The sequence below is a fragment of the Variovorax sp. PEI5 genome (assembly GCF_056679935.1).
In genome coordinates, this window is record NZ_CM155257.1 from 3,173,784 (window position 1) to 3,187,982 (window position 14,199).

The 14,199-nt window shown below is 71.6% G+C and carries 13 protein-coding genes; 6 read left to right on the top strand and 7 right to left on the bottom strand.

The genetic code is table 11. The features are described 5' to 3' along the window. Positions 1-10: 10 nt before the first annotated feature. Together lpxC and AC1MLT_RS14565 are read left to right on the top strand one after the other, a co-directional pair. Positions 11-934: a UDP-3-O-acyl-N-acetylglucosamine deacetylase gene (gene lpxC / locus AC1MLT_RS14560; protein ID WP_481032907.1), complete on the top strand. Its 924-nt coding sequence runs from the start codon at positions 11-13 to the stop codon at positions 932-934. A 22-nt stretch (positions 935-956) separates the two neighbouring features. Further along, positions 957-1,178 carry a hypothetical protein gene (locus AC1MLT_RS14565; RefSeq protein WP_481032908.1) on the top strand — a complete coding sequence of 74 codons (222 nt, stop codon included), beginning with the start codon at positions 957-959 and terminating at the stop codon, positions 1,176-1,178. Positions 1,179-1,190: 12 nt separating this feature from the next. Here AC1MLT_RS14565 and ruvC read toward each other — a convergent pair whose 3' ends face one another. The 7 genes from ruvC to AC1MLT_RS14600 form a co-directional block, all read right to left on the bottom strand. Beyond that, positions 1,191-1,739 (bottom strand): crossover junction endodeoxyribonuclease RuvC, encoded by a 549-nt coding sequence (gene ruvC / locus AC1MLT_RS14570; RefSeq protein WP_481032909.1) that lies wholly within the window; start codon positions 1,737-1,739, stop codon positions 1,191-1,193. Between the two features lie 107 nt (positions 1,740-1,846). Further along, on the bottom strand, positions 1,847-2,956 hold the full coding sequence (locus AC1MLT_RS14575; RefSeq protein ID WP_481032910.1) for a porin: 1,110 nt from the start codon (positions 2,954-2,956) through the stop codon (positions 1,847-1,849). 134 nt (positions 2,957-3,090) lie between these two features. After that, a complete protein-coding gene (locus AC1MLT_RS14580; RefSeq protein ID WP_481035038.1) occupies positions 3,091-3,873 on the bottom strand; it encodes a transglycosylase domain-containing protein in 783 nt (260 codons plus the stop codon). Between the two features lie 5 nt (positions 3,874-3,878). Beyond that, the gene (gene aroE, locus AC1MLT_RS14585; RefSeq protein WP_481032911.1) at positions 3,879-4,769 is read right to left on the bottom strand and encodes a shikimate dehydrogenase; all 891 of its coding nucleotides are present in this window, start codon (positions 4,767-4,769) and stop codon (positions 3,879-3,881) included. A 35-nt stretch (positions 4,770-4,804) separates the two neighbouring features. Continuing rightward, the gene (locus AC1MLT_RS14590) at positions 4,805-5,674 is read right to left on the bottom strand and encodes an energy transducer TonB (protein WP_481032912.1); all 870 of its coding nucleotides are present in this window, start codon (positions 5,672-5,674) and stop codon (positions 4,805-4,807) included. An 87-nt stretch (positions 5,675-5,761) separates the two neighbouring features. After that, entirely contained in the window at positions 5,762-7,840 is a 2,079-nt protein-coding gene (locus AC1MLT_RS14595) for a ribonuclease catalytic domain-containing protein (protein ID WP_481032913.1), read from the bottom strand. Between the two features lie 31 nt (positions 7,841-7,871). Then, on the bottom strand, positions 7,872-8,459 hold the full coding sequence (locus tag AC1MLT_RS14600; RefSeq protein WP_481032914.1) for a YqiA/YcfP family alpha/beta fold hydrolase: 588 nt from the start codon (positions 8,457-8,459) through the stop codon (positions 7,872-7,874). A 72-nt stretch (positions 8,460-8,531) separates the two neighbouring features. On the opposite strand from AC1MLT_RS14600, the gene AC1MLT_RS14605 reads away from it, so the two are divergent. The 4 genes from AC1MLT_RS14605 to tldD all read left to right on the top strand — a co-directional run bounded on the left by AC1MLT_RS14605 (position 8,532) and on the right by tldD (position 14,099). Further along, complete coding sequence (locus AC1MLT_RS14605) at positions 8,532-9,311, top strand: response regulator (protein ID WP_481032915.1); 780 nt, start codon at positions 8,532-8,534, stop codon at positions 9,309-9,311. Between the two features lie 3 nt (positions 9,312-9,314). After that, positions 9,315-11,198: a sensor histidine kinase gene (locus AC1MLT_RS14610; RefSeq protein ID WP_481032916.1), complete on the top strand. Its 1,884-nt coding sequence runs from the start codon at positions 9,315-9,317 to the stop codon at positions 11,196-11,198. A gap of 32 nt (positions 11,199-11,230) precedes the next feature. Continuing rightward, positions 11,231-12,385 (top strand): rod shape-determining protein RodA, encoded by a 1,155-nt coding sequence (gene rodA, locus AC1MLT_RS14615; protein ID WP_481032917.1) that lies wholly within the window; start codon positions 11,231-11,233, stop codon positions 12,383-12,385. A 241-nt stretch (positions 12,386-12,626) separates the two neighbouring features. Continuing rightward, complete coding sequence (tldD, locus tag AC1MLT_RS14620; RefSeq protein ID WP_481032918.1) at positions 12,627-14,099, top strand: metalloprotease TldD; 1,473 nt, start codon at positions 12,627-12,629, stop codon at positions 14,097-14,099. The last annotated feature ends 100 nt before the right edge of the window (positions 14,100-14,199 follow it).

The following is a 14,199-nucleotide window of genomic DNA, read 5'->3' on the forward strand; positions in this document are numbered from 1 at the left end:
AATCGCTGCCGTGCTGCAACAACGAACGCTCAAATCCATCACCCGCGCCGTCGGCGTCGGGCTGCACAGCGGCCAGCGCGTGGAACTCACGCTGCGCCCCTCGCCACCCGACACGGGCATCGTGTTCCGCCGCGTCGACCTGCCCGAGCCGGTCGACATCCCGATGACGGCCGAGTCCGTGACCGACACGCGGCTCGCGTCGACGGTCTCGCGCAGCGGCGCCAAGGTGCAGACCATCGAGCACCTGATGTCGGCCTGCGCCGGCCTGGGCATCGACAACCTGATCATCGACATCACGGCCGACGAGGTGCCGATCCTCGACGGCTCGGCCTCGTCGTTCGTGTTCCTGCTGCAGAGCGCGGGCATCGAACTGCAGAAGGCGCCCCGGCGCTTCATCAAGGTGCTGGCGCCGGTCGAGGTGCGCGAGGGCCAGGACGCCGATGCCAAGTGGGCGCGCCTGGAGCCCTATCACGGCTTCAAGCTGAGCTTCGAGATCGACTTCGACCACCGCGTGGTCGATTCCACCGGCCAGCGCTTCGAGTTCGACCTCGGCCAGGGTTCCTACAGCCGCGACATCGCGCGCGCGCGAACCTTCGGCTTCACCAAGGAGGTCGAGTACATGCGCAGCCGTGGCCTGGCGCTCGGCGGCGGGCTCGACAACGCCATCGTCATGGACGACACCAAGGTGCTGAACGTCGGCGGGTTGCGCTACGACGACGAGTTCGTCAAGCACAAGATCCTCGACGCGATGGGCGACCTGTACGTGGTCGGCCGGCCGCTGCTGGCGTCGTACAGCGCCTTCCGTTCCGGCCACGCGCTCAACAACAAGCTGCTGCGCGAGCTGCTCGCGCATCCCGAGGCCTACGAGATCGTCACCTTCGACGACGAACGACGCGCCCCGCGCGGTTTCGCCGAAGTCGCGCGCGCCTGGTAGGCCCCACGAGGACGCGCCTCCGATGTCGTCGCCCCAGCCGCTGCCGCTGCATCACTGGGGCAGCACGCTGCTGTCGCTGGCCCTGGGCCTGTCCGGGCTGCTGCTGCTGGCCACCCTCGCGTGCTTCGTCGTCTACCTGACCACGACGCAGGTGCGCTACCGGCGCCGCGGCGCGATCCTGGGAGCGTGGACGCTGTTCATGCTGGCGGTCTGCCTGGTGTGGGCGATCTCCGCGCGCGCCTGACCCGGCGTACCCTCAGCGCGTGCGGCCCTGGCGGTACATGCCGGAGGTGCTGCGCGACAGGCCGGCGGCCTCGCTGAGCCGGGCCATCGAGCTGCCGACGTGCGCATGCGTGATGGCGATGCCCAGGGCATCGGCGGCGTCGCTGCCGGGCAGGCCGGGCAGGTCCAGCAGGCGTTTGACCATCTCCTGGACCTGCGCCTTGGCCGCCTGGCCGTGGCCGGCGACGGCGCGCTTCATCTGCAGCGCCGTGTATTCGGCCACCGGCAGGTCGCGCGTCACCAGCGCCGTGATGCAGGCGCCACGCGCCTGTCCCAGCAGCAGCGTGGACTGCGGATTGACGTTGACGAAGATGATCTCGACGGCGGCCGTCTCCGGCTGGTAGCGCGCCGTGACCTCGCCGATGCCGTCGAACAGCACCTTCAGGCGCGCCGGCAGGTCGCCCAGCGCCATGTGGCGGGTGGTGATGGTGCCGCTGGCGACATAGCGCAGGGAGGCGCCCTCCGCGTCGATCACGCCGAAGCCGGTGCTCTGCAGGCCGGGATCGATGCCGAGGATGCGCATGGGACGGGAAGCCCGGGCGCGCGCCGCGTGCGCGCGCCGTCGAGGCGGGAGAGTGGGGAAGACCGCGACTGTAGTCGAGGTCCCGCGCCGATGCCCGGCGCCGCGCGTCAGAAGCGGTGGCGCACGCCGATGGTGTAGCCGTTGCGGCTGCGCGGACCGCCGGCGCTGGTCGTGCCGTTCAGGTTGGCATCGCCCTTCAGGCGCGTGGTGTCGAGCTCGACATAGGCATCGGTGCGCTTGGACAGCGCATAGTCGGCGGCCATGACGAAGAACGTCGCCCGGGCGTCGCCGGCGACGGTGGGACCGGACTGCTTGGTGCGGAACAGGTGGGCACCCAGGTTGAGCTGCGGCGTGATCTGGTAGCCCACGCCGACCTTGGCGATCTGGCGCTTGTCGGCGGCCAGGAAGGCCGGCCCGCCGAAGTTGCCATTGGCCGGGGACGTGCCGCTCCAGAGCGACGACAGGATCGCCAGGTCGACCGGCGCGGTCAGCAGGCCGTCGACGACCTTGTTCTGGCCGATGCCGGCGTTGAAGTACCAGCGGTTGACGCGATAGGAACCGCCCAGGGTCCAGGCCTCGATCTTGCGGCCCGAGCCGAAGACATAGTTCTGGAACGCGCCGCCGACGGCCAGGCCATCGGCCGCGTAGCGCAGGTAGGCGCCGGCGGTCCGCCCGCCGGTGGGCGCGTCCTCGCTCGGCGAGTACTGCACGCCGGCGCGCAGCGGGCCGTAGTCGATCACGTACTTGAGCATGTTGCTCGCGCGCGCGCTCAGCGAGAACCCGATCTCGGGCTTGAAGGCGTCGAAGTAGGGCGAATAGGGAAACGACGCATAGGTGCTGGTGACGACGTCGAACAGCACGTTGTACTGGCGCCCCAGCGTCAGGCGGCCGAAGCTCGCGCTCTGCAGGCCGACCCAGGACTGCTGGAAGTAGTTGGCCGTCGCGGGCGTGCCGTTGTCGGCGCCGAACCGGTTCTCCAGGTTGGCCAGCGCCTTCAGGCCGCCGCCGAGGTCCTCGGTGACGTTGATGCCCCAGCGGCTCTGCGACATGCCGCCGCCGATCATCTGCGTGAGCTTGCCGTCGCCGGCCGCGCCCTCGTTGGTCGTGTGGCGGATGGCCGCGTCCACGATGCCGTAGAGCTGCACCGACGATTGGGCCCAGGCGGCCGGCGCCAGTGCGGCGATGAGTGTGCTGGCCAGCAGCGGTTTCTTGCGCATCGATCCACCTCGTCTTTGTTATGGACAAAGACTTTAGGGGAAATGAGCGCCGTCGAAGGACCTCATCGCGTACTCGATTTCCCGGATGGGACGGTGTCGCGCGTTCCGATAGACGCGAGCCTCGGACGCCCGGCTCAGGGCAGTTCGGCCGCCGGCATGCGCGCGACGATGGTGGCGACGCGGCCGTTGAGGTAGGGCGAATTCGGCCGGCGCTCGAATGCCTTGGGACTCGGCAGCATGACGGCCAGCCGGGCCGCCTCGTTCGCGCTCAGGCGCGCGGCCGGCTTGCCGAAGTAGTGCCGGGCCGCGGCCTCGGCGCCGAACACGCCTTCGCCCCACTCGACGCTGTTGAGGTAGATCTCCAGGATGCGGCGCTTGCTCAGCAGCATCTCCAGGGTCGTCGCCAGCACCACTTCCTGGGCCTTGCGCAGCAGGGTGCGTTCGCCCGACAGCAGCAGGTTCTTGGCCAGCTGCTGGGTGATGGTCGAGCCGCCGTGCACCTTGGGCGCGGCCGGCTCCTTGCCACGCGCGCGCACCTGGGCGGCGCGGCGCGCGGCGATCTCCTCGGCCCGGGCGTTGTGGGCGCGGGCGCGTTCGATGGCCTCCCATTCGACGCCCCGGTGATAGACGAACTCGGCATCCTCGCTGGCGATCACGGCGCGCTTGAGGGTGTCGGCGATGCGGTCGTAGGGCACCCACTCCTGGGCCCAGGACGGCGCCGCGTCGTCGCGCCGCGCGGCCGGGCCGGCGGTGGTGTTGACGCGGCCCTGCGTGGCGATCTTCCAGGCCTCGGAACGCTGGAACGTGGTCGACTGCGGATCGACGACCACCATGAGCGCGATGCGTCCGATGAAGAAGAGCTGCAGCGCCAGCCCGGCCACGGCCAGGCAGGCCAGCCAGCGCACCAGGGCCCGCAGGGCGTTCAAGCGTCGCGCGCCGGCGGGGCCGCCGGCATGGCCGCGGCGCGCAGCACCCCGCGCAGTTCGGCCAGCACCTGCGCCGCGGGCGGACGCACGCCGCGCCAGCCCTCGAAGGCCTCGGCCGCCTGTTCCACCAGCATGCCCAGCCCGTCGCGCGGCACGGCGCCATGGGCCTCGGCCCAGGCCATGAAGCCGGCCGCGGCCGGGCCGTACATCATGTCGACGGCGAGGGCGCCACGACGCAGCACGCGTGCCGCCACCGGCACCTCGCCGCCCGCCAGGCTGGAGGCGGACCCGTTGACGACGAGGTTGAAATCCCCCGGCACCTCCTGCAGTTCGCAGGCCTCGAGCCGCATGCCGCGCGCATGCGCGAGATCGTTGTGCCGGCGCACCAGGGCGATCGCCTTGTCGAGCGTGCGGTTGGCCACCGTCACGCGCCGCGCGCCGGTCTCGATCAGCGGGCCGAGCACGCCGGCGGCGGCACCGCCGGCGCCGATGAGCAGCACGTCGGCGCCGGCCAGCGCCATGCCGGCGTTGCGCACGATGTCGTTGACCAGCCCGACGCCGTCGGTGTTATCGCCGCGGATGCCGCCATCCGTGGCCGGGTCGCCGAAGGTCAGGGTGTTGACCGCGCCGGCCAGGGCGGCGCGCGGGGTCAGGTGGCCGGCGGCGACGTCGGCGGCATCGAACTTGAAGGGCACGGTGACATTGCAGCCGCGCGCCGTGCCGGCCGGATCGGCGCGGAATGCCGCGACCGCCTCGGCGAAACCGCCCAGCGGCACCAGCCGGCGGCGGTAGTCGAGGGTCTGTCCGGTGAGTTCGGCGAAGCGGGCCTGGATCCAGGGCGAGCGGCTGTGCTCGACCGGATTGCCCATCACGCAGTAGAGGTCCATGGCGGGAGTGTTCCTTGATTGGCGTGGGCGCGATCCTAGCGGCTCGTCTTCAGCGTCTCGTCGCGACCGAACTGGAATCGCGACGGCAGCACGATCTGGTCGGCCTGGGTGCGCATGGCTTCGGGGAAGCGGCCGAAGTTGCCGATGCTCGTCACGATGGCCTGGGCGCGCCGGTCGAGCATGTCGCTGCCCGAGCCCTGGATGATCTCGGCGCCGAGCAGCCGGCCGTCGGCATCGACGGTGACCAGCATGGTCAGTTCGCCATAGAGCTTGCGGCCGGCGAGTTCGGGGAAGTTGCGCGTGCCGCGCGCCTCGATGCTGCGACGCAGGCGGTCGACATAGGCCGCATAGGCGGCCTCGCGCGTCGCCGGACTGACATAGCGCTTGCGCGGCTGCGCGTTGTCACGGTTCAGGCGGCGTTCGATCTCGGCGAGCTGGTCGACCAGCTCGCGCCGGCGTTCCTCGGGCGCGAGCGCGGCCTGGCGTTCGGCCGGCGTCGTCTCGGGCCGGGGCGGTGTCGGCGGCGCGATGCCGGCCGGACCGACCAGTGCCGCGAGGATCGGTACGGCGGGCGTCTCGGCCGGCGCCGCCTCGGCCTCGCGGCGCGTCTCCTCGGCCGCGTCGCCCTCGGCGGCGAAGGCCGAGCGTGGCAGGGGGCTGGTCGCCCGGCCCCGGGCGGCGGCGCCACCGCCGGCGAGCGTGTGCTGGGCCAGCGCCGCCGGATGCTCGGGCGCCTCGGATCGTTCCCGGGACCGGGCGTTGACGAGGATCAGCTCCAGCGGCGCGCTGGCGGCGGGCCGGGCCGGCGCGGGCGGATCGACGAAGTGCACCGCCAGCGCCAGCGCGTGCAGCGCGACCGACAGGCCGAGCGCGACGGGCAGGACACCGGGGCGTCGGGAGGACATGGCGACGGGGCGGGGCGGCGGAGGGGCCGGTGCCGGCTCGGATGCGGGCGTGGACGTGAGCGTGGACGCGCGGGGAGCGGTCCGGCCTCAGGCCGGCGTGCCGGCCGCCTGAGGCGCGGCGCCGGGCGCGTCGGCATCGGCCAGATCCACCGCGATGGCGATCGGACCGGCCACTTCCTCGTCGTCGTCGCCGGCATCGTCCGGGGTCGCGGCGGCGGCATCGGCGCCGGGCAGGTCCAGCCGCTCGAGCACGGTGCCGTGGACGTCGAGCGCGATCTCGTCGATCTCGCCGAGCTTCACGCGCAGGCGGGCGCCGCGCGGCTGCGCTCCGGCCACCGGGAACACCAGGGGCAGCGTCTCGGCCCGCACCAGCGCGCCATTGGGCAGGTCCTTGATGACGCTGACCTCGAGTTCGGTGATGCCCTGCTGCTGCAGGTACTTCAGGGTCCAGAAGCGCTCCATGCCCCCCTGGTGGGCGTTGTAGGTGGCATAGGCGGCGTCGAAGCCCGACAGGATCGAGAACAGGTCGGCGTCCTTGGGCTTGAAGGGCGCGGCCAGCGGGGCGGTCCTGCCGTGGCGCGCGGCCGCGATGATCTGCCACTGGTTGACCAGGTCGGTGTAGCGGCGCAGGGGCGAGGTGCTCCAGGCATAGCTCTTCACGCCCAGGCCGGCGTGCGGCAGCGAGCGCGTGCCCATGCGCACCTTGATGCCGGGCGCCAGGCTGGCCTGGCTGCGATAGAGCCCGGGCACGCCGAGCTCGCCGAGCCAGGCGCCCCAGCTGCTGTTGGCCAGGATCATGGCCTCGGCCACGATCAGGTCGAGCGGCGCGCCACGCTGGCGCGTGGTGATGCCGACCTGCTCGTCGCCCACCGGTTCGCCGGTGTGGCCCGTGAGGCGGAAGTTGTAGTCGGGCCGGTTGAAGTTCTCCGGCTTGCCGCGCGCCACCTCGCGCTGCGCCTTGAGCTGGCGGGCGAGCCGGAACAGGAAGCTCAGCGGCGCGCGCAACGCCGCCACGGCCTCGGGCGTGTCCGGATGCGTCGCGTCCGCGTCCTCCAGCCAGGCCTGGGTGATGATGCCGTCGAGCTGGTCGTGGCGCAGGTTGGCGACGATCGGCACGCGTTCGAGCCGGGTCTCGGTGCCCTGGAGCTCGAGCGTGGTCTCGTCGAAGCGCGCGTAGAGCGACACCGCCGGGCGGTCGCCGCCTTCGAGCAGGGTGTAGGTCTGCACGATGTCGTCGGGCAGCATGGTGATCTTGTGGCCCGGCATGTAGACCGTCGACATGCGCGCGCGCGCCACCTGGTCGATGGCGCTGCCCGGCACCAGCGCCAGGCCCGGCGCGGCGATGTGCACGCCGACCGTGACGGTGCCGCTGCCCAGCCCCTGCACCGACAGGGCGTCGTCGATCTCGGTGGTCTGCGAGTCGTCGATGGAGAAGGCCGCGACGCCCTCGGCGCGCGGCAGGTCGTCGGCGATCGCCGGCGCCGCCAGGGCCGGGAAGCCGGTGCCCTTGGGGAAGTTCTCGAACAGGAAGCGCCGCCAGTGGAACTGGTAGGGCGAATCGATGGCGCCGGCGCGCTCGAGGAGTTCGAGCGGCGCGCGCTGGGCGGTGCGCGAGGCCTCGACCACGGCGCGGTACTCCGGCGCGTTCTTGTCGGGCCGGAAGAGGATCTTGTAGAGCTGCTCGCGCACCGGCGCCGGGCACTCGCCGGCCACCAGCTGCGCCGCCCAGTCGGCGATCTGCGCCTGCACCTGCTTCTTCTTCTCGATGGCGGCGAGCGCCTGCTGGATGATCTCGGCCGGCGCCTTCTTGAAGCGGCCCTTGCCGGCGCGGCGGAAGTAGTGCGGCGCGTCGAACAGCGCGAACAGGGCGGCGGCCTGCTGCACCAGCGTCGGGCTGGACTGGAAATACTCGGTGGCCAGCTCGGCCGAGGAGAACTCGCCCTCGGGCGCGAATTCCCAGGCCAGGTCGAGGTCGACGGTGGCGGCCAGTTCGCGCGCCTGCGCGATCAGCTCGGCCGGGGCCGGCTTGTCGAAGCGCAGCACGATGTGCGCGCTCTTGGCCTTGACCCGCTTGCCGGTGTCGAGCTCGACCTGGGCCGAGGCCTCGGCCTCCGAGATGACGCGACCGCCGAGATACTTGCCGGCTTCTTCGAACAATACAAACATGGGCCGGATTCTCCCACGCCCGATCCGGCGCTCAGACCGGGTCCAGGAAGGCCAGTACGTCGTCCAGGTGCCGCGCCTCGAAGTCCGACAGCGCGTGGTCGCCGCCCTCGAGCAGCCGTACCCGGCTGCCCGGATAGCGCGCCGTCATCTCGCGCCAGTCGAGCACCTCGTCGCCCTGGGCGACGATCGCCAGGACGCGTTCGGGCCGCTCCAGCGGTCCGACCTCCAGGGCGCGCAGTTCGTCGATGAACCCGGGCTGGAAATGGAACTGCTGCGTCGGGTCGTGCCAGCCGGTCTGCGCGCCGATGTGCCGGGCCAGGTCGCGCGCCGGATCGACGGCCGGGTTGAGCAGCACCGCCGGGCAGCCCGTCAGGGCCGCGACGCGGGTCGCGTAGAAGCCGCCCAGCGACGAGCCGACCACCGCCATGGTCGCGCGGGGCCAGTCGGCGATGCCGTCCATGATCAGCGCCATCGCCTCGCGCGGGGAGGGCGGCAGCGCCGGACACCACCAGCGCACCTGCGGATGACGCGCGGCCATGCGGGCGGCCATCTGGCGCGCCTTGGTGGACTGCGGCGAGGAGCGGAAACCGTGCAGGTAGAGCAGATGGGTGGTGGGCATGGTCCGGCATGCTAGCGGCGCCGGCCCATCGAGGCCCCCTGAAAGCGGAGTGACCGCTTATGCTTCGGCTCCATGCACATCGAGGCAAGCACCCGGCCACCGGCGTCCTGGACGGTCCTGGTCGTGGAGGACGATGTGCGCCTGCGCGATACCCTCGAACGCAGCGTGCGCGCCGAGCCCCGGCTGCGCTGGCTGGCCGGACTGGGCACGTTGCGGGAGGCACGCGCCTGGCTGGGCACCACGACCGAGGCGCCGGACCTGCTGCTGGTCGATCTCGGCCTGCCCGACGGCAGCGGCCTCGAGGTCATCCGCGCGATGGCGGCCCGCTTCCCGGCCTGCGATCCGGTCGTGCTGTCGATCTATGGCGACGAGGCCAGCGCGCTGGCGAGCATCGAGGCCGGGGCCGTCGGCTACCTGTACAAGGACGCGGCGCCCGCGGACATCGCGCGCACGCTGCTCGACGTCAAGGCCGGCGCCTCGCCCATCTCGCCCATGCTCGCGCGTTCCGTGCTGACCCGGTACCGTCGCCTGCGGCTGGCGGCGGATGCGGCCGGCGCCGCGCCCGGGGCATCCGCTGCGCCCGCTGCCTCCGGCACCTCCGGCCCCTGGCTGGCGCGCGGCGCGGCGACGCCGGAGGCCGTCCGGCCGGCCTTCCTGTCGGCGCGCGAGCAGGAGGTGCTCGACCTCATCGCCCGGGGCTTCTCCTATGCGGAGATCGCCCGACTGAAGGACCTGAGCGTGAACACGGTGCAGACCCACATCAAGAACCTCTACGCCAAGCTGGCGGTGCATTCGAAGAACGAAGCCGTCTTCGAGGCGTCGCGGCTGGGGCTGCTGCGGCAGCCGGACTGAGCCATGCGCGCGACCGGGGGCCTGGCGGCGATCCGGCGCGGCGTCGCGGGCCTCCTGCCGAGGGTGCCGCTGTTGCTGCTGCTGCTGCTGGGACCCGCCGCCGCCCCTGCGCAGGCGCCGGCCGCGGAGGCCCTGCTCGCACTGCGCGCGGGCAGCGTCGTCAGCACGGTCGACGGCGCCACGCGCGAGGCGTCCGTGGGGCTGCCCTATCACTGGGACCGCGTGCACGCGGGGCGGCCGGGCGAGGCGCGCTTCACGTTGCCCTTCACCCTGGCCGAAGCGCCGGCCGGGCCCTGGGGCCTGTTCATCCCGCGCGTGGGCAGCGTCTTCGAGGTCGCGGTCAATGGCAGCCTGCTGCAGACCCACGGCGATCTGGCGCGCGACCACGGCGCCGACTATGCCAAGGTGCCCATCTACCTGCCGTTGCCGGCCGGCCTGCTGCGCGCCGGAGACAACCGCCTGCAGATCCGCATCCGCGCCGATTCCGGCCGTCGCGCCGGGCTGGCGGTGCCCACGATCGGGCCGGCCACGACCGTGCGCGACCGCCTGTTCGCGCCGGCCTATGCCTGGCGCTTCACGGGCGCCGTGCTGCTGTCGGCCTTCAGCGGGGTGATCGGGGCGATCGCGCTGGGCCTGTGGCTGACGCAGGTCGAGCCCGCCGGAACCGGCGCCGGCCGGCCGCGCCGGGACCGGCTCTACCTGTGGGCGGCACTGGCGCAGTGGTGCTGGGCGCTGCGGGTGGCGGATGGCGCCATCGTCGAGCCGCCGCTGCCCTGGGTCGCGTGGGGCGTGCTGATGACGGCCTGCTACTCCGGCTGGGCCGTTTCCTGCGTCATGTTCTGCCAGCACGTCGCCGGCTGGCAGGACCGGCCCACCATGGTCCGGCTGCAGCGCGCGCTGGCGCTGATCTTCACCGTGCCGGTGTTCGCCTGCTACGTGGCGCTCTCACGGGGCGAACCGTTCTGGCTGACCGCCTGGCTGGGCGTGGAGATCGTGGCGATGACGGCCTATGTCTGCCTGTTCATCGGCGCCACGCTGTGGCGGCCGACCGCCGCGCGCCTGCTGGTGGCGGCGGTCATGGCGCTCACGCTGGCGGTGGCGGTGCGCGACTGGCTGGTCATCCGCATGAGCGATGCCTATGGCGAGACGACCTGGGTGCGCTATGCCTCGATGCTGTTCGGGCTCGCGCTGCTGGGTCTGGTGATGCGGCGCTTCCATGCGGCGAGCGCCCGGTCGCGCGAACTGCCGCGCATGCTCGCCGCGCGCGTGGCCGAGCGCGAGCGTGAACTGGCGGCGGCCTACGACCGGCTCGAGATCGGCGCGCGCGCCCAGGAACGCGCCCTGGAGCGCGAGCGCATCCTGCGCGACATGCACGACAGCGTCGGCGCCCACCTCAGCACGGCGATCCGCCAGATGCAGTCGGATCAGGTCCGCCCGAACGAGGTCCTGCACACCCTGCGCGACTCCATGGACCACCTGAAGCTCTCCATCGATGCCCTGCAGCTGCCGCCGGGCGACGTGCAGATGCTGCTGGCCGGCCTGCGGCATCGCTTCGAGCCGCGGCTGGCCGGCTCCGGCCTGGTCCTCGAATGGGCCGTGGAGGAGCTCCGGCCGCTGCCCCGGCTCGACGCCCCGGCGTTGCGCCAGCTCCAGTTCCTGCTGTTCGAGGCCCTGTCCAACGTGCTGCAGCACGCGCGGGCCCGCACCCTGCGGATCGAGGCGGCGCCGACGGACCGGGGGATCCGCATCCGGGTGATCGACGACGGCATCGGCTTCGACGTCGCGGTGCCGCCGCGCGCCCTGGCATCGCGCGCCCGGGAGATCGGCGCGGCGCTGGCGCTCCAAAGCCGTCCGGGGCGCACGGTCGTCCAGATCGATCTGACCTGAGCGGGCGGTCCGCGCCCCGATAATCCGCGCCCATGTCCGCCGTCTTCCAGCAACCCTCCCTCGCGCGGCGCATCGCCCCCATCTTCCAGGGCTTCGACGGCCTGCTGGCGTTCGCGGTGGTCCTGCTGGCCTGCGCCGGCCTGCTGACGATGTACTCGTCGGGCTTCGACCACGGATCGCGCTTCATCGACCACGGCCGCAACATGCTGCTGGCCGGCTTCATCCTCTTCGTCGTCGCGCAGGTGCCGCCGCAGCGGCTCATGATGTTCGCCGTGCCGCTGTACCTGGCCGGCGTCGGACTGCTGATCGCGGTGGCGCTGTTCGGCATCACCAAGAAGGGCGCCACGCGCTGGATCAACGTCGGCATGGTGATCCAGCCGAGCGAGATCCTGAAGATCGCCACGCCGCTGATGCTGGCGTGGTGGTTCCAGCGACGCGAGGGTCACGTGCGCCCGTTCGACTTCGCCTTCGCGATGGTGCTGCTGATGATCCCGGTGGGGCTCATCATGAAGCAGCCCGACCTGGGCACGGCGCTGCTGGTGATGGCGGCCGGGCTGTCGGTGATCTTCTTCGCCGGCCTGAGCTGGAAGCTGATCGTGCCGCCGGTGGCGATCGGCGTGGTGGCGGTGGTGCTGATCGTCGGCTTCGAATCGCAGCTGTGCGCCGACGGCGTCGACTGGCGCGTGCTGCACGACTACCAGAAGCAGCGCGTGTGCACGCTGCTCGACCCGAGCAAGGACCCCCTGGGCAAGGGCTTCCACATCATCCAGGGCATGATCGCCATCGGCTCCGGCGGCATCGGCGGCAAGGGGTTCATGCAGGGCACCCAGACGCACCTCGAATTCATCCCCGAGCGCACCACCGACTTCATCTTCGCCGCCTATGGCGAGGAATTCGGCCTGGCGGGCAACCTGTTCCTGATCGGCGCCTTCACCTTCCTGATCTTCCGCGGCCTGGCCATCGCCCTGTCGGCGCCGACCCTGTTCTCGCGCCTGCTGGCCGGCGCGGTCACGATGATCTTCTTCACCTATGCCTTCGTGAACATGGGCATGGTCAGCGGCATCCTGCCCGTCGTCGGCGTCCCGCTGCCCTTCATCAGCTATGGCGGCACCGCCATGGTCACCCTCGGCCTCGCCCTGGGCATCCTCATGTCCATCTCCCGCGCCCGCCGCCTGATGCAGACCTGACGCACTCCGCGCCGCGCCGTTCCGCCCCGCGCCGCCCCGCGCAGCCCGGCGCAAAGGGCCGTGGCTCCCGCGCGAATGGCGTGGATCCGGCTTGGCCGGTCCGCCGCCATTGCCCCCTCGAGGGGGTAGGCGCTGCCACACGAAGTGGGCAAGCCTGGGGGTGGTCCTCATTCTCCCCGGTGGGGGGTGGGCGAAGCGGACACGCAGTGCGCCGCAGCCTGGGGGCGAGCAATAATCCAGGATGATCTCCCGCGAACCCACGATCGAGCGCCTCGCGACGGCGCAACAACTCCTGCTGACGCCCTTCGGCCTCGACGAATCCCACCTGAGCCGGGCCCTGGCCGAGATCAAGGCGCATCGGGTCGACGACGCCGACCTCTACTTCCAGTACACCCGCAGCGAGGGCTGGAGCCTGGAGGAGGGCATCGTCAAGACCGGCAGCTTCAGCATCGACCAGGGCGTCGGCGTGCGCGCGGTCAGTGGCGAGAAGACCGCCTTCGCCTATTCGGACGACATCTCCGAGGCCTCGCTGCTCGATGCCGCGCGCACCGTGCGCTCCATCGCCGCCACCGCGCGCGGCGGCCGCGTGAAGGTGCCCAGTCGCAAGATCGCCTCCAGCCGTTCGCTCTACGACGGCATCGATCCCATCGCCACGCTCGACAGCACCTCCAAGGTGAAACTGCTGGAGAAGGTCGAGCAGCTCGCGCGCAGTCGCGATCCGCGCATCGCCCAGGTCATGGCCGGCCTGGCGAGCGAATACGACGTCGTGCTGGTCGCGCGCGCCGATGGCACGCTGGCCGCCGACGTCCGGCCGCTGGTGCGGCTGTCGGTGACGGTGATCGCCGAGCAGACCATCGCCGGCAAGGTGCGGCGCGAGATCGGCTCGGGCGGCGGCGGCGGGCGCTTCGGCCTGGCCTACTTCGACGACGAGCACATCGCCCAGTATGTCGACCAGGCCGTCAAGGCGGCCCTGACCAACCTCGAGGCGCGGCCGGCGCCGGCCGGCGAGATGACCGTCGTGCTCGGCCCGGGCTGGCCCGGCATCCTGCTGCACGAGGCCATCGGCCATGGCCTGGAGGGCGACTTCAACCGCAAGGGATCGAGTGCCTTCTCCGGGCGCATCGGCGAGCGCGTCGCGGCCAAGGGCGTCACGGTGCTCGACGATGGCACCATCGCCGACCGCCGCGGCTCGCTCAACGTCGACGACGAGGGCAACGCCAGCCAGCGCAACGTGCTGATCGAGGACGGCATCCTCAAGGGCTACATCCAGGACTCGCTCAACGCCCGCCTGAGCGGCGTCAAGCCGACCGGCAACGGCCGTCGCGAGAGCTATGCCCACATGCCCATGCCGCGCATGACCAACACCTACATGCTCGGTGGCGACAAGGATCCGCAGGAGATCGTCGCCAGCATCGAGAAGGGCCTCTACGCGACCAACTTCGGTGGCGGTCAGGTCGACATCACCAGCGGCAAGTTCGTGTTCTCGGCCAGCGAGGCCTATTGGGTCGAGAACGGCAGGATCCTCTACCCGGTCAAGGGCGCGACCATCGTCGGCAACGGCCCCGACGCCCTGACGCGCGTGACCCTGATCGGCAACGACATGGCGCTCGACTCCGGTGTCGGCACCTGCGGCAAGGAAGGCCAGAGCGTGCCCGTGGGCGTCGGCCAGCCGACCCTGCGCATCGACGGCCTGACCGTCGGCGGCACCGCCTGAGGCGCCGCATGGCAGGGTTTGCGAGGCCTCCGGCCCCCGGACCCTGTGCTACATTGCCTGCCATGTCGCTGCGCGCCGCCTTCTTCTTTTCGTACTTCTG

What these genes read in the sequence shown, in the direction of transcription:
- AC1MLT_RS14595 (WP_481032913.1), bottom strand. Translation starts at nt 7,840, where the DNA reads ATGTTTGTATTGTTCGAAGAAGCCGGCAAGTATCTCGGCGGTCGCGTC.
- aroE (WP_481032911.1), bottom strand. Translation starts at nt 4,769, where the DNA reads ATGGACCTCTACTGCGTGATGGGCAATCCGGTCGAGCACAGCCGCTCG.
- AC1MLT_RS14575 (WP_481032910.1), bottom strand. Translation starts at nt 2,956, where the DNA reads ATGCGCAAGAAACCGCTGCTGGCCAGCACACTCATCGCCGCACTGGCG.
- AC1MLT_RS14600 (WP_481032914.1), bottom strand. Translation starts at nt 8,459, where the DNA reads ATGCCCACCACCCATCTGCTCTACCTGCACGGTTTCCGCTCCTCGCCG.
- AC1MLT_RS14610 (WP_481032916.1), top strand. Translation starts at nt 9,315, where the DNA reads ATGCGCGCGACCGGGGGCCTGGCGGCGATCCGGCGCGGCGTCGCGGGC.
- AC1MLT_RS14605 (WP_481032915.1), top strand. Translation starts at nt 8,532, where the DNA reads ATGCACATCGAGGCAAGCACCCGGCCACCGGCGTCCTGGACGGTCCTG.
- rodA (WP_481032917.1), top strand. Translation starts at nt 11,231, where the DNA reads ATGTCCGCCGTCTTCCAGCAACCCTCCCTCGCGCGGCGCATCGCCCCC.
- ruvC (WP_481032909.1), bottom strand. Translation starts at nt 1,739, where the DNA reads ATGCGCATCCTCGGCATCGATCCCGGCCTGCAGAGCACCGGCTTCGGC.
- AC1MLT_RS14590 (WP_481032912.1), bottom strand. Translation starts at nt 5,674, where the DNA reads ATGTCCTCCCGACGCCCCGGTGTCCTGCCCGTCGCGCTCGGCCTGTCG.
- AC1MLT_RS14565 (WP_481032908.1), top strand. Translation starts at nt 957, where the DNA reads ATGTCGTCGCCCCAGCCGCTGCCGCTGCATCACTGGGGCAGCACGCTG.
- tldD (WP_481032918.1), top strand. Translation starts at nt 12,627, where the DNA reads ATGATCTCCCGCGAACCCACGATCGAGCGCCTCGCGACGGCGCAACAA.